This is a genomic window from Micromonospora sp. M61 (assembly GCF_018070245.1).
Lineage (GTDB): Bacteria > Actinomycetota > Actinomycetes > Mycobacteriales > Micromonosporaceae > Micromonospora > Micromonospora zamorensis.
This window is the reverse complement of the sequence record NZ_JAGPYA010000001.1, coordinates 16859-34112: the sequence shown is the minus strand read 5'-3', so window position 1 is coordinate 34112 and position 17254 is coordinate 16859. Positions and strand designations below refer to the sequence as shown.

Annotated in this window: 16 protein-coding genes, 1 tRNA gene and 1 pseudogene; 8 read left to right on the top strand and 10 right to left on the bottom strand. The window is 71.5% G+C overall.

Annotation, left to right across the window (positions count from 1 at the left end; genetic code table 11):
- Nucleotides 1–7: 7 nt before the first annotated feature.
- Together KBX34_RS00180 and KBX34_RS00175 are read right to left on the bottom strand one after the other, a co-directional pair.
- Nucleotides 8–1150, bottom strand: coding sequence for a cystathionine gamma-synthase (locus KBX34_RS00180; RefSeq protein ID WP_099850618.1), 1143 nt, complete (start codon nucleotides 1148–1150; stop codon nucleotides 8–10).
- 101 nt (nucleotides 1151–1251) lie between these two features.
- On the bottom strand, nucleotides 1252–2301 hold the full coding sequence (locus KBX34_RS00175) for a hypothetical protein (RefSeq protein ID WP_210922560.1): 1050 nt from the start codon (nucleotides 2299–2301) through the stop codon (nucleotides 1252–1254).
- A gap of 118 nt (nucleotides 2302–2419) precedes the next feature.
- Here KBX34_RS00175 and KBX34_RS00170 point away from each other — a divergent pair, with 118 nt between their 5' ends.
- The 4 genes from KBX34_RS00170 (at nucleotide 2420) to KBX34_RS00155 (ending at nucleotide 5402) form a co-directional block, all read left to right on the top strand.
- Nucleotides 2420–2842 carry an HIT family protein gene (locus KBX34_RS00170; protein ID WP_210922558.1) on the top strand — a complete coding sequence of 141 codons (423 nt, stop codon included), beginning with the start codon at nucleotides 2420–2422 and terminating at the stop codon, nucleotides 2840–2842.
- 75 nt (nucleotides 2843–2917) lie between these two features.
- Nucleotides 2918–3580 (top strand): peptide-methionine (S)-S-oxide reductase MsrA, encoded by a 663-nt coding sequence (gene msrA, locus KBX34_RS00165; protein WP_088946259.1) that lies wholly within the window; start codon nucleotides 2918–2920, stop codon nucleotides 3578–3580.
- A 386-nt stretch (nucleotides 3581–3966) separates the two neighbouring features.
- Entirely contained in the window at nucleotides 3967–4896 is a 930-nt protein-coding gene (locus tag KBX34_RS00160) for a ribonuclease Z (RefSeq protein WP_210922556.1), read from the top strand.
- Nucleotides 4893–5402: a GNAT family N-acetyltransferase gene (locus tag KBX34_RS00155; RefSeq protein ID WP_210922554.1), complete on the top strand. Its 510-nt coding sequence runs from the start codon at nucleotides 4893–4895 to the stop codon at nucleotides 5400–5402. Before KBX34_RS00160 ends, KBX34_RS00155 begins: the two co-directional genes overlap by 4 nt.
- A 151-nt stretch (nucleotides 5403–5553) precedes the next feature.
- Here KBX34_RS00155 and KBX34_RS00150 read toward each other — a convergent pair whose 3' ends face one another.
- Together KBX34_RS00150 and KBX34_RS00145 are read right to left on the bottom strand one after the other, a co-directional pair.
- Nucleotides 5554–6924 carry a cystathionine beta-synthase gene (locus tag KBX34_RS00150; RefSeq protein ID WP_210793231.1) on the bottom strand — a complete coding sequence of 457 codons (1371 nt, stop codon included), beginning with the start codon at nucleotides 6922–6924 and terminating at the stop codon, nucleotides 5554–5556.
- 71 nt (nucleotides 6925–6995) lie between these two features.
- Nucleotides 6996–7352, bottom strand: coding sequence for a YkvA family protein (locus KBX34_RS00145; protein WP_088946255.1), 357 nt, complete (start codon nucleotides 7350–7352; stop codon nucleotides 6996–6998).
- A 150-nt stretch (nucleotides 7353–7502) separates the two neighbouring features.
- On the opposite strand from KBX34_RS00145, the pseudogene KBX34_RS00140 reads away from it, so the two are divergent.
- The 3 genes and pseudogenes from KBX34_RS00140 to KBX34_RS00130 all read left to right on the top strand — a co-directional run.
- A pseudogene (locus tag KBX34_RS00140) lies at nucleotides 7503–8581 on the top strand (SGNH/GDSL hydrolase family protein); the annotation flags it as partial.
- Nucleotides 8573–9361 carry an SGNH/GDSL hydrolase family protein gene (locus KBX34_RS00135; protein ID WP_370453071.1) on the top strand — a complete coding sequence of 263 codons (789 nt, stop codon included), beginning with the start codon at nucleotides 8573–8575 and terminating at the stop codon, nucleotides 9359–9361. The pseudogene KBX34_RS00140 and the gene KBX34_RS00135, both read left to right, overlap by 9 nt.
- Nucleotides 9362–9438: 77 nt before the next feature.
- Entirely contained in the window at nucleotides 9439–10701 is a 1263-nt protein-coding gene (locus tag KBX34_RS00130) for an acetyl-CoA C-acetyltransferase (RefSeq protein WP_210922552.1), read from the top strand.
- 2 nt (nucleotides 10702–10703) lie between these two features.
- Here the strand turns inward: KBX34_RS00130 and KBX34_RS00125 are convergent, their stop codons facing one another.
- The 4 genes from KBX34_RS00125 to KBX34_RS00110 form a co-directional block, all read right to left on the bottom strand.
- Nucleotides 10704–11024 (bottom strand): hypothetical protein, encoded by a 321-nt coding sequence (locus tag KBX34_RS00125; RefSeq protein WP_247671275.1) that lies wholly within the window; start codon nucleotides 11022–11024, stop codon nucleotides 10704–10706.
- 46 nt (nucleotides 11025–11070) lie between these two features.
- The gene (locus tag KBX34_RS00120) at nucleotides 11071–11829 is read right to left on the bottom strand and encodes a Bax inhibitor-1/YccA family protein (RefSeq protein ID WP_210922550.1); all 759 of its coding nucleotides are present in this window, start codon (nucleotides 11827–11829) and stop codon (nucleotides 11071–11073) included.
- Nucleotides 11830–12098: 269 nt separating this feature from the next.
- Nucleotides 12099–12914: a Bax inhibitor-1/YccA family protein gene (locus tag KBX34_RS00115; RefSeq protein WP_099850598.1), complete on the bottom strand. Its 816-nt coding sequence runs from the start codon at nucleotides 12912–12914 to the stop codon at nucleotides 12099–12101.
- 108 nt (nucleotides 12915–13022) lie between these two features.
- Nucleotides 13023–13103, bottom strand: a tRNA-Leu gene (locus KBX34_RS00110).
- A gap of 101 nt (nucleotides 13104–13204) precedes the next feature.
- Here KBX34_RS00110 and KBX34_RS00105 point away from each other — a divergent pair.
- On the top strand, nucleotides 13205–15064 hold the full coding sequence (locus KBX34_RS00105; protein WP_210922548.1) for a hypothetical protein: 1860 nt from the start codon (nucleotides 13205–13207) through the stop codon (nucleotides 15062–15064).
- A 175-nt stretch (nucleotides 15065–15239) separates the two neighbouring features.
- Here the strand turns inward: KBX34_RS00105 and KBX34_RS00100 are convergent, their stop codons facing one another.
- The gene (locus KBX34_RS00100) at nucleotides 15240–16571 is read right to left on the bottom strand and encodes an NAD(P)/FAD-dependent oxidoreductase (protein WP_088946248.1); all 1332 of its coding nucleotides are present in this window, start codon (nucleotides 16569–16571) and stop codon (nucleotides 15240–15242) included.
- 102 nt (nucleotides 16572–16673) lie between these two features.
- Nucleotides 16674–17234 (bottom strand): hypothetical protein, encoded by a 561-nt coding sequence (locus tag KBX34_RS00095; protein ID WP_374223639.1) that lies wholly within the window; start codon nucleotides 17232–17234, stop codon nucleotides 16674–16676.
- Nucleotides 17235–17254: the final 20 nt, after the last annotated feature.

Below are 17254 nucleotides of genomic sequence, written 5' to 3'. Positions count from 1 at the left end.
CCAGCGGTCAGCCCAGCGCCTGCTCCAGATCGGCGAGCAGGTCGTCGACCGTCTCGATGCCGACAGACAGTCGCACGAGATCGCCGGGAACTTCAAGCGGCGAGCCGGCAGCACTTGCGTGTGTCATCCGACCCGGGTGCTCGATCAGGGACTCCACGCCGCCCAGCGACTCGGCGAGCACGAAGAGCTTGGTGCGGTTGCAGATCTCGACGGCGTGGTCCTCACCGCCGGCGGCGCGGAACGAGATCATGCCGCCGAACCGGCGCATCTGCTTCGCGGCCACCTCGTGACCGGGGTGCGAGGGCAGCCCCGGGTAGATCACCTGGGCCACCTTGGCGTGCCCGTCGAGGTACGCGGCGAGCCGCTCGGCGTTGTCGCAGTGCCGGTCCATCCGTACCCCGAGGGTCTTGATGCCGCGCAGCGTGAGCCAGGCGTCGAACGGGCCGTTGATCGCGCCCATCGCGTTCTGGTGGTAGCGCAGCTCCTCGCCGAGTGCGGCGTCGGCGACGACGAGCGCGCCACCGACGACGTCGGAGTGCCCGCCGATGTACTTGGTGGTGGAGTGCACCACCACGTCCGCGCCGTGCGCGATCGGCTGCTGGAGGTACGGCGAGGCGAAGGTGTTGTCGACCACCAGCAGCGCGCCCGCGTCGTGCGCGACACCGGCCAGGGCGGCGATGTCGGCGATGCCGAGCAGCGGGTTGGTCGGCGTCTCCAGCCAGACGATCTTCGTGCGGCCGGGCTGCACCGCCGCCCGGATCGCGTCCGGGTCGGAGACCTTGGCCGGGGTGAACTCCAGGCCCCAGCGCTGGGCGACCCGGGCGAAGAGCCGGTACGTGCCGCCGTACGCGTCGTCCGGGATCACCACGTGGTCGCCCGGCTGGCACACGGCGCGCAGCAGGGTGTCCTCCGCCGCCAGGCCGCTGGCGAAGGCGAGGCCGACCGGCCCGCCCTCCAGCGCTGCCAGGCACTCCTGGAGCGCGTCGCGGGTCGGGTTGCCCGAGCGGCTGTACTCGTAGCCGAGCCGGGGCGCGCCGACGGCGTCCTGCGCGTACGTGCTGGTCTGGTAGATCGGTGGGATCACCGCGCCGGTACGGGCCTCAGGGTCCTGGCCGGCATGGATGGCGAGCGTCTCGAAGCCGTGGTTCATGCTCGTGAGGCTAATCCCCCGTCCCGAGGACTGGAACGGAACCCGCGCTCCCAGGCGGGGGCCGGACCAACCGGCCCGGCCCCCGTGCTTCCGGGGCCCGGTCAGGTGGCCGGGACGGGCAGGACGTGCAGGGTGGCCGGGTTGGCCCCGGTCCAGTCGTAGGAGACCGCATAGACCCGGGCTCCGTTGGGCGCCCAGGCCAACGCGCCCGGGCTGAGTTCGTCGCCCAGCTCGAACTGGGCCAACGCGGTGCCGTCCGACCGGAAGAGGAACACGTCCGGCGCGTAGCTGGCGTCCGCTCCGGCGGCGATCCGGCTGCCGTCGCGGGACACCTCGACGGCATTCGGGTACGCACCGGTCTGGTAGGTCGCCGAGGGGATGCTGATGTCGGCGAACGGGAACGCCTGCACCTCGTACGGGGCACCGGAGGCGGTGTAGAGGGTGGTACCGGTCGGGTCGAGGGCGATGTCCTGCAGGTTGCTGCCGATCGCCGTCCAGTCGTTCGCCCGTAGCAGGGTCAGTGCTCCCCCCGCTCCGATCGCGTACGCGTAGACCGACGCCGGGCTCAACCCCGCCTGCCCGGCCAGCAGCACCGAACGGTTCTGGCTGGCAGCGGCCAGCAGCGGAGCGCCGTAGAAGTCCTGGGTGGTGGCCATCCCCGTGGTCACCCGGGCCGGCTGGCGTCCCAGGTCGATCCGGCCGATGTTGCCACCCCACTGGTCGCAGCCGTAGCCGAACCACAGGTACCGGCCGGTCAACGCCAGTGACGACGGACACTCGCCCACGCCGGTGTCGTAGCGGGCCGACTCGATCAGGGAGCCGGTGTCGAAGGCGGCGATGGCGTTGGCGCTGGGCAGCGCCACGTAGAGGGTCTGCCGGTCGGCGCTGAGCAGCAGGTCGGTGGGGCCGGGCAGGTCGGCCAGGGTGCCGACGAGAGCGCCGGTCGCGCTGGCCACCACGACGTCGGTGGAGGAGCGGCCACCGCTGAGGAAGACCCGGTCGCCGGCGGACACCACGTCGGCCACCTGGGTCAGCGGCAGCGGGGTGGCGGTCGGCGTGGCAGCCGCCACGGCGGGGCCCGGGAACGCGCCGGTGAGCAGCCCGGCGGTCAGTGCCGCCAGGGCCACGGTGGCGCCTCTTCTGATCTGCAAGGTTCGTCCTTTCGGAGCGCAGGTCACACCTGCGCTGATTTATTTCGATAGATGAGTACCACAGGCGGTGCGGGCGTGGGGGGCCCGCGCGTCGCCGGCCGCCGCCTAGCCTGGGCGGATGAGCGGGTGCGTGTTCTGCGGGATCGTGGCGGGTGAGGTGCCGGCCTTCAAGGTCGCCGACACCCCGGACGGGGTGGCGTTCCTGGATACTCGGCCGGTGTTCAAGGGGCATGTGCTGGTGGTCCCCCGGGTTCACCTGGTGACCCTGGCCGAGTTGCCGTCCGACCTGCTGCCCGGCTACTTCGCGCTGGTCCAGCGCCTGGCGGTGGCAGTGGAGACCGGTCTGGGGGCCGGTGGGACGTTCGTGGCGATGAACAACAAGGTGTCCCAGTCCGTCCCGCACCTGCACACCCACGTGGTTCCACGGACCAAGGGCGACGGACTGCGGGGCTTCTTCTGGCCGCGTACCCGCTACGAGGACGACGCCGACGCTCGGACGCACGCGGACCGGGTCGCCGCCGCACTCCCGGGCGGGGCCTGACTCACACCGGCGCGGGTAAGGAAGGTGGACCCACCGGTGTTACACGCTGGGAGAGGTACGAGAGGAGATCCCCACGTGTTTTTGCGCCGTATGAACGCCGAGATGGTTTCGCCCGACCAGGCCCTGCCGGGCCGTCCGATCGCCATGCCGGTCGCCGACCGCCACGAGGTGCTGGGCACCCCGCTGAAGGGCCCGTTCCCGGAGGGCCTGCAGGTCGCGGTCTTCGGCATGGGCTGTTTCTGGGGCGCCGAGCGGCTGTTCTGGACGCTGCCCGGTGTCTACACCACCTCCGCCGGCTACGCGGGTGGCGTCACCAAGAACCCGACGTACGAGGAGACGTGTTCCGGCCGGACCGGGCACGCCGAGGTCGTCCAGGTGGTGTACGACCCCAGCAAGATCACTTATGAGGACCTGCTGAAGGTCTTCTGGGAGAACCACGACCCGACCCAGGGCATGCGCCAGGGCAACGACGTGGGCACCCAGTACCGGTCGGCGATCTACACGACCACCGACGAGCAGCGAGCCATCGCGGAGTCGTCCCGGGACGCGTTCCAGCCGATCGTGACGCGCGCCGGCAAGGGTGAGATCACCACGGAGATCGCCCCGCTCGGCAGCTACTACTTCGCCGAGGACTACCACCAGCAGTATCTGGCGCCGACCAAGAACCCGAACGGTTACTGCAACCACGGCCCGAACGGGCTGAGCTGCCCGGTCGGCGTGGCCCGAGTCGCCGGCTGACCACCGCCACCTGCACCAGCGTGATGCCCGGCCGCCGATGAGGCGGCCGGGCATTCCCATCTGACCGTGTGATCGAAATCCGTTGCCGAGCCCGCCGGGAACTCGATAACGTGGCCGTACACGTGAAGGGAGGTGGTCCAGACTTGTATAGCAATCGGACTCGTGAGGTGGCTGTCAGCTAGCCGCTGTCCTCGACAGTGATCGGCCCGCCGCAAGGTGGGCAACAGCACCATCGTCGAGACCGTGTGGCAGCGGTGCGGCGAATCCACGACAGCCACCCGACCCCCGGGGTGCCGGCCAAGTCCAGCCGGCCCGCGCAACAGCGCGGAGCGCCCCGGGGGTCGCTCCATATCCGGAGGACCGGCGAGATATCCGGAGGACCGGCGATGTCCATGCGCGAGCTGGTGGTGCTCGGGACGGCCAGCCAGGCGCCGACCCGTCAGCGCAACCACAACGGGTACGTGTTGCGCTGGGACGACGAGGTGATCCTCTTCGACCCGGGTGAGGGCAGCCAGCGTCAGCTCCTGCACACCAGTGTCACCGCCACCGACCTCACCCGGATCTGCGTCACCCACTTCCACGGCGACCACTGCCTCGGCCTGCCCGGCACCATCCAGCGACTCTCCCTGGACCGGGTGCCACACCCGGTCGCCGTGCACTTCCCGGCCGGCGGGGCCGAATACTTCGCCCGGCTCCGGCACGCGACCTCCTTCTACGAGACCGCCGAACTCCAGGTCACTCCGATCGAGACGGACGGCCAACGGATCGCGCTGAGCTGCGGCACGTTGGAGGCACGCCGACTGCGGCACCCCATCGAGACGTACGGCTACCGGCTGGTCGAGCCGGACGGCCACCGGATGCTGCCGGAGAAGCTGAGCGCGTACGGCATCGCCGGGCCGGCTGTCGGCGAGCTGATCCGCGTCGGGCACCTGGACCTCGACGGACGTCGCGTCACTCGCGACGAGGTGAGCGAGCCCCGGCCGGGGCAGCGGTTCGCGTTCGTGATGGACACCGGCCTCTGCGACGGGGTGTACGCCCTCGCCGAGCACGCCGACCTGCTGGTCATCGAGTCGACGTTCCTGGAGTCGGAGGCCGCGCTCGCCGCCGAGGTCGGCCACCTGACCGCGGCGCAGGCCGCCCGGGTGGCGACCGAGTCCGGTGTACGCCGGCTCGTGCTCACCCACTTCTCCCAGCGCTACTCCGACCCGCGCCGGTTCCACGACGAGGCACGCGCGCACTTCGACGGTGACCTGATCATCGCCGAGGACCTGACCGTGGTGCAGCTCCCACCCCGCCGGGTAGCCTCGGCCGGATGACCGTCACGCTCCGCCCAGCAACCGGTGACGACCTGATGGCGGTGGGCGCCCTGCACCAACGCTCCCGGGTCGCCACGTACTCCTCGTTCCTGCCGGCCGAGGCGCTGGCCGACCCGACGCCGGAGGCGATGGGGCGCTACTGGGTCGAGCGGTGGCAATGGGAGCGGGACACCCACCGGATGTTCGTGGCCGAACGGGCCGGGACGCTGGCCGGGTTCAGCTACCTGGGCCCGGACGACGAGGACGACCCGGCCACCGGGCTGCTCAACGCGATCCATCTCGACCCGGGCGAGCAGGGCCGGGGCGTCGGCCGCGCGCTGATGGTGGACGCGCTGGACGCCATGCGGGCGCGAGGATGGCAGCGGGCGGTGCTCTGGGTGCTCCGGGACAACTCCCACGCCCGCGCCTTCTACGAGCGCGGCGGCTGGACCCCGACCGGAGCGGAGCGTGAGGAGCAGATCGGCCTTGCCCCCACACTCCAACTGCGCTACGCCCGCCCTCTCTGAGCAGTCCTCGCCGGCGCCTTTGCTCTGCTTACCAACACGCACCAGCGGTGACCGTGGCCGTGGCCGTGGGTGGTGCGTATGCGTATGCAGAGCAAAGGGCGCGACAGGGTGGCCCGGCGCCCCGCCCGCAGGCGGGGCACCGGGACGGGACTCAGTGGGCGCCGAGGTGGGCCAGGAGGTCCTGGCGGGTGAGGACGCCCTTGGGCTTGCCGTCCACCAGGACCAGCGCGGCGTCGGACTTCTCCAGCAGGCCGACGGCCTCGCTGACCGGCTGACCGCCACCGATCATCGGCAGCGGGTCGCCCATGTGCCGCTCGATGGTGTCGTGCAGGTGGGCCTGGCCGGTGAAGAGCGCGTCGAGCAGGTCCCGCTCGGCGATCGAGCCGGCGACCTCACCGGTCACCACCGGCGGCTCGGCCTTGAGCACCGGCAGCTGCGAGACGCCGTACTCCCGCATGTAGTCGATCGCGTCACGGACCGTCTCGGTCGGGTGCACGTGCACCAGCTCGGGCAGCGCGCCCGGCTTGCTGGCCAGCGCGTCGGCCACTGTCGGCTCGGCGCCGGAGTTGTCGAGGAAGCCGTACCGGGCCATCCACGAGTCGTTGAAGATCTTCGAGAGGTAGCCCCGGCCGCCGTCCGGCAGCAGCACCACCACCACGTCGTCCGGGCCGGCCTTGCGGGCGACCTCCAGCGCGGCGACCACAGCCATCCCGCAAGAGCCACCGACCAGCAGCCCTTCCTCGCGGGCCAACCGCCGGGTCATCTCGAAGGACGCCTTGTCGGACACCTCGACGATCTCGTCGGCGACACCCTGGTCGTACGTCTCCGGCCAGAAGTCCTCGCCGACGCCCTCCACCAGGTACGGACGGCCGGTGCCCCCGGAGTAGACCGAACCTTCCGGGTCGGCTCCGATGATGCGCACCCGACCCTCGGAGGCCTCCTTGAGGTAGCGCCCGATGCCGGAGATCGTGCCGCCGGTGCCCACGCCGGTCACGAAGTGGGTGAGCCCGCCCTCGGTCTGCTTCCACAGCTCCGGGCCGGTGGTCTCGTAGTGCGAGCGCGGGTTGGCCGGGTTGCTGTACTGGTTGGGCTTCCAGGCGCCGGGGATCTCCCGGGTCAGCCGGTCGGAGACGTTGTAGTACGAGCGCGGGTCCTCCGGAGCGACAGCGGTCGGGCAGACCACCACCTCGGCGCCGTATGCCCGGAGCACGTCCTGCTTGTCCTGGCTGACCTTGTCGGGGCAGACGAAGACGCACTTGTAGCCCTTGAGCTGGGCCACCAGGGCCAGCCCGACGCCGGTGTTGCCGCTGGTCGGCTCGACGATGGTGCCGCCGGGCTTGAGCAGGCCGGCGGCCTCGGCGTCCTCCACCATCCGCAGCGCGATCCGGTCCTTCACCGAGCCGCCCGGGTTGACGTACTCCACCTTGGCCAGCACGGTGGCCTGGATGCCCTCGGTGACGTTACGCAGACGTACCAGCGGGGTGTTGCCGATCATGTCGACGACGTTGTCGTAGTACTGCACGGTGTGCCCTTCGTTGCGGCGCCGGCGACCGCGGCCGGGCAGACGTTTCCTCGCGTCCAGCGTACGTGCCGTCAGGGCACCAGCCCCCCGGGGATGACCGAGCTGCGGCGGGCTTCCCACTCCAGGAAGCGATCGGTCTCGGCGAGCACGCTGCCGGCCAGCCAGGTGATCATGACCGCGTCGTCGGCGAGCCCGAAGATCGCCAGCGGGATCTCCGGCAGCAGGTCGATCGGCGAGACGATGTACGCCGTGGCGGCGGTCATCAGGGCCAGTCGCAGGCCGCCGTCGTACTCCCCCTTGGTGGTGGCCCGGATCATCCGGGGCAGCGCGGCCAACCGCGTGCCCAACGACGGCCCACCACGGGCCCCAGCCGCCAGTGCCCGCGCGAGGGCCGTGAACGCCGCGCTGCGCTTCAGTGTCTTCCCCATCGTCGCGCTCCTCTCCGCCGGATCAGCGTGGCGGGTCGGCGCAAGTCGGCCGGCCTCTCCTGGACAGATACCCCGTCGCGTCGGTTTCCAGGCACCTGAGTGGCGTCGCGACGACAGCGGCGTGTCGGACCGGCGCGATAATGTCGTGGTATGGGGGTGGCTGATTCCGTCGTACCCGGCGGAGAGCACTGGCGGCAGGCCCGGCGGTTCGCCCGCCTGGCGGCCATCGGGACGGGTGCCACCGCGGCGGCCGCGGTGGCGACCGGCGGCGTGCTGCTCGGCCAGGCCCGGCAGGCCCGACGCACCATCCCGATGGCCGAGGCACCGCCGCCACGCTGCGACGGGACGTACGGCGCGAAGTTCCCTGGTCCCGCGCTCACCATGGTCGTGCTCGGTGACTCCTCGGCGGCCGGCTACGGGGTGCACCGTCGCCGGGAGACACCTGGCGCACTGCTCGCCACCGGCCTGTCCCGTCGGCTGCACCGACCGGTGCGACTGCACCGCTTCGCGGTGGTCGGTGCCATCTCCTCGGCGCTGCGGCACCAGGTGGAGGCGGCGCTGGAGTGCCGGCCCGACATCGCCGTGATCCTCATCGGCGGCAACGACATCACCAACCGCACCCCCCGTGGGCTGGCGGTGCGCTACCTGGTCGAGGCGGTGCACACGCTGCGCGACGCCGGCTGCGAGGTGGTCGTCGGCACCTGCCCCGACCTGGGCGCGATCCGCCCGATCCAACCCCCGCTGCGGTGGCTGGCGCACCGGTGGAGCCGCCAACTCGCCGCAGCCCAGACGGTCGCGGTGGTCGAGGCCGGCGGTTGGACGGTCTCCCTCGGTGATCTGCTCGGCCCCCGGTTCACCGCCGAGCCGACCCGGATGTTCGCCTGGGACCGGTTCCATCCCTCCGCCGAGGGGTACGCGATGGCCGCTGCAGCGCTCCTGCCGACGATGCTCTCCGCGCTCGGCGCTGGGCAGGAACGACGGGCCACACCGACCCGGGGCGAGGGCGTACGGTCGCTGCCGGAGGCCGCGCAGCAGGCGGCCCGGCACGCCGGCACGGAGGTCAGCGGCACCCAGGTCCGGGGCCGCGACCGAGGGCCGGCGGGCCGGTGGGCGCAGTTGCGCCGGCGGGCGTTCTTCGGTGTCGGTGCGGTGCCGCACGGGTCCGCCTCGGACACCTCGACAGTGGAGGGACTGGCATGAACGAGCGCAGCGAGCGGGGCGTGATCTCCGGCCTCGCCGGCCGACTGGGTCGGGCGGCGGCGTTCTCGCTGCTCACCGGCACCGTGGGCGGTGCCGCCGTCCTGGCCGGCGAGGCGTTCGTGGCCCGGCACCGGCGGTACGCCCAACCGGAGCTGGGGCTGGCCCTGCGGGCCACGATCGGCCGGGCTGGCGCTCCGCCGTTGCGGCTGGTGCTGCTCGGTGACTCGTCAGCGCTGGGCGTGGGCGTCGACCGGCTTGAGGACACCATCGGCGGGCAGTTGGCCAACCTGCTCGCCGAGGGCCCGACGGGCCGGCGGGTGCACCTGTCCAGCGTCGGCGTCTCCGGGTCCCGTTCGACCGACCTGGCCACCCAGGTGGCCCGGGCCCTGCTCGGTGAGCGGCCCGACGTGGCGCTGATCCTGATCGGCGCGAACGACGCCACCGGGCTGCGCCGGCCGGTCGACTCTGCGGCCTATCTCGCTGCCGCGGTGCACCGCCTGCGGGAGGCGCGGGTCGAGGTGGTGGTGGGCACGTGCCCCGATCTCGGCGCGGTGCGTGCCATCGCGCCTCCGCTGCGCCAGGTGGTCGGCTGGTCCGGGCGGCGGATGGCCCGTGCGCAGACCACGGCCGTGCTGGACGCTGGCGGCTCGGTGGTCGACCTGGGCACCGAGACCGGGCCGGTGTTCCGGGCCGATGCGGGGACGCTCTGCCACGACGGCTTCCACCCCTCCGCCGACGGTTACCGGGTGTGGGCGCACGCGCTGCTGCCCGCCGTCGCCGCCGCCGCGACGGTCGCCACCCGGCGCTAGATCGTTCCCGGTCAGGGTGACATTTCCCGCCGCGCCGGCTTCTTCCGCGCATGTTACCGGCGGGTTAACGTTGGTCCATGCCGATTGAGTCGTCCCGCGACGCCGTCATCGTCGCCACCGCCCGCTCCCCCATCGGCCGGGCGCACAAGGGGTCCCTGCGCGACGTCCGTTCCGACGACCTCGCCGCGACCATCGTCCAGGCCGCCCTGGACAAGATCCCCCAGCTCGACCCGACCACGATCGACGACCTCTACCTCGGGTGTGGCCTGCCCGGTGGCGAGCAGGGCTTCAACATGGCCCGGGTGGTGTCCACACTGCTCGGTCTGGACACTGTGCCCGGCGCCACGCTGACCCGCTACTGCGCCTCGTCGTTGCAGACCACCCGGATGGCGATGCACGCGATCCGGGCCGGCGAGGGCGACGTGTTCGTCTCCGCCGGCGTGGAGATGGTCTCCAGCTACGCCCGGGGCAGCTCCGACGGGCTGCCTCCCGATGCGCAGGCCCTCGTCGGCGGCGGCTGGGAAAACCCGCGCTTCGGCGCGGCGGCCGAGCGCTCGAAGCGCCGCGCACAGGGCGGCGCCGAGGTGTGGACCGACCCGCGCGAGGCCGGTGAGCTGCCCGACATCTACCTGACCATGGGGCAGACCGCGGAAAACCTGGCCCAGGTGCACGACGTGAGCCGCGCCGACATGGACGAGTTCGGCGTACGCAGCCAGAACCTCGCCGAGAAGGCCATCGCCGACGGCTTCTGGGCCCGGGAGATCACCCCGGTCACCACGCCGAACGGCACCGTGGTGAGCACCGACGACGGTCCCCGTGCCGGCGTCACGCTCGACGCGGTCTCCGGTCTCAAGCCGGTGTTCCGCCCGGACGGCCGGATCACCGCGGGCAACTGCTGCCCGCTCAACGACGGCGCGGCCGCCGTGGTGGTGATGAGCGCCCAGCGGGCCGAGGAGCTCGGGCTCACCCCGCTGGCCCGGATCGTCTCCACCGGTGTGACCGCCCTGTCGCCGGAGATCATGGGCCTCGGCCCCGTCGAGGCGTCCCGGCAGGCCCTGAAGCGGGCCGGCATGACCATCGACGACGTCGACCTCGTGGAGATCAACGAGGCGTTCGCCGCTCAGGTCATCCCCTCCTACCGCCAGTTGGGCATCCCGGAGGAGAAGCTGAACGTGATGGGCGGCGCGATCGCGATCGGCCACCCGTTCGGCATGACCGGCGCACGGATCACCGGCACCCTGCTCAACGCCCTCGAGTGGCACGACAAGACCATCGGTCTGGAGACCATGTGCGTCGGCGGCGGCCAGGGCATGGCCATGGTGCTCGAACGGTTGAACTGACCTCAGAGCGCGCTGCGGGTCGCCGCCACCTCGGCGGCGGCCCGGGCCAACGCCTCGGCCCCCGGGTCGGCGGTCAGCAGGTCCGCTGTCACCACCCGTAGCTGATCGGGCAGGGCAAGGTCATTGTCGAGCCGGGGCACGACCCGACGCGGCTCTCCCTCGGCGTCGGCGGCCAGGTTGGCGATCTCCTGCACCAGACGGTGCACCAGGTCGGCGCGGGACACGTTGCCGGCGGTCGCGATGGCCGACCAGCGCGGCTGCTGCCAGTGCACGATCTGACGGACCAGCAACTGCATGGCCTTGTCCAACTCCGCTGCGCTCATCGCCGCCGAGTCTACGGCCGGCACCGACCGCGCCTGGTCGGCCCGGTCAACGGCGCAGGTAACTGAGCAGCCGCAGCAGCTGCCAGTAGAGGAACACCAACCCGGTGAGCAGGCCGAACGCGCTCAGCCACGCGTACCGGCGGGGTCGGCCGTCGCGCACCGAACGCTCGACGAGGTCGAAGTCGAGGATGAAGCTGAACGCCCCGGCGATGATGGCCACCACCGAGAAGGCGTACGGCAGCCAGCCGACCTCCCCGCTGACGCTGTAGACCTCCAGCCCCGGTCGCCCGGAGATCAGGTACGACACCAGGTTGACGACACTGAGCACGGCGATGCCGAGCAACGTGCCGATCACCAGGCGGGCCAGCCGGGGCGTCGCCCGGATCACCCGGGCCCGGTAGAGCGCCGCCATGCCGAGGAAGACGCCGAAGGTGCCGGCCACCGCCTGCACCACGATGCCCGGATAGACCTGCTCGAACGCGCGGCTCGCCACCCCCAGCAGCAAGCCCTGGAGCAGGGCGTAGCCGACGATCGGCACCGGGTTGGTGATCCCCCGCAGCGAGATGACCAGGACCAACGCGATCGAGGCGAGGGCGCTGCCGGCCAGCGCGGCACCCAACCAGGCCACGTCGGGGATCACCACCCAGGACACCGCCGCGGTCGCGCCGGTGACGACCAGCAGTCCGACGGTACGGACCACCACGTCGTCGACAGTCATCGGCTCGACGTCGCGGGAGCCGAGCACCCGGGCCTCCACCCGGCCGGTCTCGTCCAGCCGGTTGAGCACCGGGTTGTTGCTGCGCACCGCCGCCTCCTTCGCCCGCGTACCCCCAGGGCGTGTGTCAAAGCCCCTGGCCGGCCTGCGACGGGCCCAGACGACGACCGGCCGCGTTGGGAATTGGCGGACCGCCGCCTGGACTCCGCCTCGGCTCGACCGAGGCTTTGACACACGCCCTTGCAGTCACTCTGCCCCGGGCGGCCCGGCGCTGGCGGCGAAACGGCGGGCCCGGTGCGAACGACGGCGCCCGCCCCCGCAAGAGCGGGAGCGGGCGCCGGTCGGCAGAGCGGACGAGGTCAGTCGTCGCCCTGGAAGTAGCTCAGCATGCGCAGGATCTCGATGTAGAGCCAGACCAGGCTGACCAGGATGCCGAACGCGGCCACCCAGGAGTAGCGCTGCGGCAGGCCCATCCGGACGCCGTCCTCGATCTCCTTGAAGCTGAGCACGAAGCTCAACGAGGCGACCACGATGCAGACCAGGCTGAAACCGATCGCCAGCGGGCTGCCGTCACGCAGGCCCGTGTTGACGCCGAACATGGCCAGCACGAAGTTGATCAGCATGACGGCGAAGAGGCCGACCATCACCGCGATCATGCCCTTGACGAAGGCAGGGGTGGCCCGGATGACCTTCGCCTTGTAGAGCATCGCCATCAGGAAGAAGATGCCGAAGCTGGCCACGGCGGCCTGGAGCACGATGCCGTCGTAGCGCGTCTCGAACGCCTTGCTCACCATGCCGACGAAAACGCCCTCGACGAGCGCGTACGCGATGACGAGTGCCGGGTTGGCCATCCGGGAGAACGAGATGATCAGGCCAAGGACCAGGCCGACCACCGCCGCGCCGATCCAGGCGGTGCTGACCAGCGAGTCGGGCACGAGCACCCAGGCGGCCGCGGCGGTGATGCCGAGGATGCCGAGCAGAGCGACCGTCTTGACGACCACGTCGTCGACGGTCATGGGCGCCACGGTGGGCGGCGCAGCCGGGTAACCGGCCTGGGACGGGTACTGCTGGGGAATGCCGGGCTGTCCGTACGGCCCGGCCGGGGCGTACCCGGCGGAGCGCTCCCGCTCGGCCGCTTGGCCGAGCCGGGCGAGCACCGGGTTCGAGGTCTTCACTGTCTGGCCTCCCTCAGGGGGTCGTTTGCACGTGAACGTGCCCTCCAAGAGTAAACGGCGCAGCCAAGTCCTGGTGATCACGAATGAGAATGCGTGGGAGCCGACCGGTGCCCGGGGCGGGGGTCGAACCCGCACGCCTTTCGGCAGCCGCTTTTAAGGCGGCCGTGTCTGCCTTTCCACCACCCGGGCGGGTGGCACCGGCGCGCCGACACGCACGATGCAATGTCACCGTAGCGGGTCTGCGGCGACCCGACGTACCCCGTGGGGCCGGTCACATTAGGGTCGATGCCGTGAGCAGCGCAGCCCCCACGGCCCCCGACGCCGCCCCTGAGCAGGCCTTCCGCCTCGCCGATCAGGTCAACCGCCGGCCCCGGGCCGTTCGGCTCCTGGCCGCCGTCCGTCGGCACCGGCTGGATCTGCTGGCCGCTCTGGTCTGCGCGGTGCTGGCCGGCTGGGTCACCCACGGGTTGTGGCCCGACCCGGCTGGCCGCACGCTGGCCCTCAATCCGGAGGACCAGGCCCTCTACGAGTGGTTCCTGGCCGTCGACGCCCGCGCGCTGCTCGGCGACTTCGGCCTGCTCACCGACCGTCTCAACGCTCCCGACGGCGTCAACCTGATGGCCAACACCACGGTGATCGCGCTGGGCATCGTCTTCGCGCCGGTCACCCTGCTGCTGGGCGCGCCGGTCACCTTCGCGTTGCTCGCCGCCGCCAACCTCGCTGGTACGGCCTTCGCCTGGTACCTGCTGTTCCACCGGACGCTGCGCGCCCGCCGGCTCGCCGCCGCGCTCGGCGGAGGGATCTGCGGGTTCGGCCCGGGCATGATCTCGCAGACCAACAGCCACCTGCACATGACCGCCCAGTGGCTGGTGCCGGTGATCGTCTGGCTGGTGGCCCGACTGCTGCGGGCATCCGACCCGGGGCGCACGACTCTCGACGGGACCGGTCGCGACCGGCTCCCCGGGCCGGATCGCCGGCGGATGCTCACCTCGGCGGCGGGACTGGCGGCCGCGGTCACCGCGCAGGTCTTCATCGGCGAGGAGGTGCTCTTCCTCGCCGCCGTCACGCTGCTGGTGATGGCGATCAGCTACGCCGTGGCGGACCGGGACCTGGCCCGGCGGGCGCTGCCCGGCTTCGCCGGCGGGCTGGCGATCGCCGCCGGGCTCGCCCTACTGGTGCTCGGCTACCCGCTGTGGTTCCAGTTCGCCGGCCCGCAGGGAGTCGCCGACGGGATGTTCACGCCGGCCTACTTCTCCGCCGACCTGAGTAGCTGGTGGACGATCTCCCCCCTGTCGGTTGCCGGCAGCGACCAGTCCGCCCGGCTGACCACCGGCCCGGCCGAGTACAACACCTTCCTCGGCTGGCCGCTGCTGGTGGTCGCCGCGGTCTGCGCGATCTGGGCCGGGCGACGCCGACTGGTCCTCGCCTGCGTGGTGGCGGGCCTCGTGATGGGTGCGCTCTCGCTCGGCCCGGAGGTGGTGCTCGGCGGCACCAGGACAGCGCTGCCCGGCCCGTACGCCCTGATCGGCGGGCTGCCGGTGGTGGACGGCGCGTTGCCGATGCGGTTCGCGCTGGCGTTGCTGCCGATCATCGCGACGCTGGTGGTGCTGGCCGTCGACCGGGCTCTGCGCAGCACCGGACGGGCTCGACGGCTCGTGCCCCTGGCCGTCGGCGCGGCACTGCTGCCGATCTTCCCGACCCCGCTGCCGACCGCCGAACGGCCCGCCGTGCCGGAATTCGTCAGCGGCGGCCACTGGCGGCAGTGCGTACGCCCCGGCGGGGTGCTCGTCCCGGTGCCGCTTCCGACGCCGAAGGAGCCCTGGCCGATGCGCTGGGCGACCGCTGCCGACGCCGCCTTCGGTCTGCCGGAAGGGTTCTTCATCGGCCCGTACGGGCGGGGTGGCACCGCGGCGATGGGCACCTTCAAGCAGCCCACCTCCGCGCTGCTGGCGGACGTCGCCCGGCGCGGTGACCAACCGGCCATCGGCGACGAGCAGCGCCGCCAGGCCGCACGGGACGCCCAGTTCTGGGGTGCCTCCTGCATCGCGTTGGCCGACGACGCCCCGCACGCCGAGAGTCTGCGCGCAACCCTGGAGCAGCTCTACGGCCCCGCCACCCGGATCGCCGACGCCTGGATCTGGCGCGTCTGACGCCACCCCCGCCACCCCACCCCCACCGGGTCGATCATGCAGTTGTGGTGGGTGACAAAGCGCCCGCTGTGGAACCAAACCGGCACCACAACTCCATGATCGGCTGGGTGCTGCCGGCACCGGAGCACAAAAGGGCCCCTCCCGACCGGGAGGGGCCCTTTCGCAGTACCTGAGATCAGACGCGCGGCGCGCCGACCGGCTGGGACGCCTCGACGAACTCCTCGCGCGGGTCGTGCAGCTGCCCGAGGGCCACCACCTCACGCTTGAGGAAGAACGCCAACGACCAGTCCACGACCACCCGGACCTTGCGGTTGAACGACGGGATCCGGCTCATGTGGTACGTCCGGTGCATGACCCACGCCGGCCAGCCGGTCATCTTGATCCCGTACACCTGGGCGACGCCCTTGTGCAGCCCGAGGCTCGCGACGCTGCCGACGTGCTTGTGCTTGTAGTTGACCGGCTCGCGGCCCCGGATCACGGCCGTGATGTTGTCGGCCATCCGAGCGGCTTGGCGCACCGCGTGCTGGGCGCTCGGCGAGCAGAAGTTGCCCGGCTCCTTGGTGAGGTCCGGCACGGCGGCGCAGTCACCGGCGCTCCACGCGCCCTCGACCACCTGGTCGCCGTCGACCACCTGAAGAGTGGGCAGGCAGGTGATCCGCCGACGGTCGTCGCGCGGGAAGTCGGTCGAGTCCAGCATCGGCGACGGCTTCACGCCGGCCGTCCACACGATCGTGTCGGACCGGAAGCTGTCACCGTCGGAGAGCTTGACCACCCCGTCGACGCAGGACTCGAGCCGGGTGTCCAGCCGGATGTCCATGTTCCGCTTCATCAACTGCTGGACTGTGTAGGCGCCCATGTCCCGGTCGACCTCGGGCAGCACCCGCTGGGTGGCCTCGACCAGCACCCAGCGAACCTCGTCCTGCTTGAGCTCCGGGTAGTAACGCAGGGCGTCGCGAGCCATGTCCTCCATCTCGGCGAGCGCCTCGATGCCGGCGTACCCACCGCCCACGAAGGTGAAGGTCAGCGCCGCACGGCGGACGTCCGGATCCGGCGTGGCCGCAGCCACGTCGAGCCGGTCCAGTACGTGGTTGCGCAGGTAGATCGCCTCGCCGATGGTCTTGAATCCGATGCCCTGCTCGTGCAGGCCGGGGATCGGCAGAGTGCGGGAGACCGAACCCGGCGCCACGATCACGTGGTCGTAGGTGATCTCCCGGGCCGGGCCGCTGATCGGCTGCACGGTGGCCACCTTGCGGCCGTGCTCGATCCGCGTGACAGTGCCGGCCACCATCTTGCAGCGACGCAACTCCCGCCGCAGGGGCACCACGGAGTGCCGCGGGGAGATGTTGCCCGCCGCCGCCTCCGGCAGGAACGGCTGGTAGGTCATGTGCGGCTGGGGATCCACCACCATGACCTCAGCCTCACGGGAGCTGAGCTTCTTCGACAGGCGCAGCGCCGCGTACAGACCGACGTGCCCGGCACCCACCACAAGGATCCGCTTCGGATTCACGTTGTCTATCTTTCCCCGGCCGGCTCAGGTAATCCCGCTCGCGGCCCCCATCTGTGACGGAGCACAACCCATGTGACCTGGGTAACCCTCAGGTCGCAACGGTCACCGCCGTCGCAACAGCCAGCCCAGCAACGCTGCCGTACCCACCGCCAGCAGCAGGCCAAGCACCGTGACCCACTGGTATCCGGCCTCCCCACCGGTGTCCCCGGCCTGCAACAACAGCACCCCCAGCACGGCGGTGCCCAACAGGACGGCCGCCGTCCGCAACAACCAACGGGTGATCATCTCCGGGTCCACCACCGCGTCGTAGGGCAACAGCGCGGCCAGCGCGCAGAGGGTGTGCGCCAGATAGAGCAGGGCCGCGAGGGCGAGAAGACGCCAGAGGGCGACCGGGCGGCCGTACCCGTCGGTGGCGACCAACCAGCCACCAATCGTGACCAACGCCGTGAACGTCGCCCAGACCCGGCGCGGGCCGAAAGCCGGCAACAGTGCGGCGACAGTCAGGAACAGGATCGGCCGACCGGACAACACCTCAGCGGGGAAGGCGAGGACGAACCCGGCAAGCACGGTGACGAAGATCGCGGCCCGAACCAGCAGTGGAGCGGCGCTGATCCGGCTGACCGCATTCTGAAAGGACCGGACCCGCCCGGCGACACCGTCGATCATCTGCGCCTCCGCTCGCT

Bases quoted from the DNA above. Each gene is read 5' to 3' on its own strand.
- KBX34_RS00155 (WP_210922554.1), top strand. From the start codon at position 4,893: ATGACCGTCACGCTCCGCCCAGCAACCGGTGACGACCTGATGGCGGTG.
- KBX34_RS00180 (WP_099850618.1), bottom strand. From the start codon at position 1,150: ATGAACCACGGCTTCGAGACGCTCGCCATCCATGCCGGCCAGGACCCT.
- KBX34_RS00170 (WP_210922558.1), top strand. From the start codon at position 2,420: ATGAGCGGGTGCGTGTTCTGCGGGATCGTGGCGGGTGAGGTGCCGGCC.
- KBX34_RS00130 (WP_210922552.1), top strand. From the start codon at position 9,439: ATGCCGATTGAGTCGTCCCGCGACGCCGTCATCGTCGCCACCGCCCGC.
- KBX34_RS00125 (WP_247671275.1), bottom strand. From the start codon at position 11,024: ATGAGCGCAGCGGAGTTGGACAAGGCCATGCAGTTGCTGGTCCGTCAG.
- KBX34_RS00145 (WP_088946255.1), bottom strand. From the start codon at position 7,352: ATGGGGAAGACACTGAAGCGCAGCGCGGCGTTCACGGCCCTCGCGCGG.
- KBX34_RS00160 (WP_210922556.1), top strand. From the start codon at position 3,967: ATGTCCATGCGCGAGCTGGTGGTGCTCGGGACGGCCAGCCAGGCGCCG.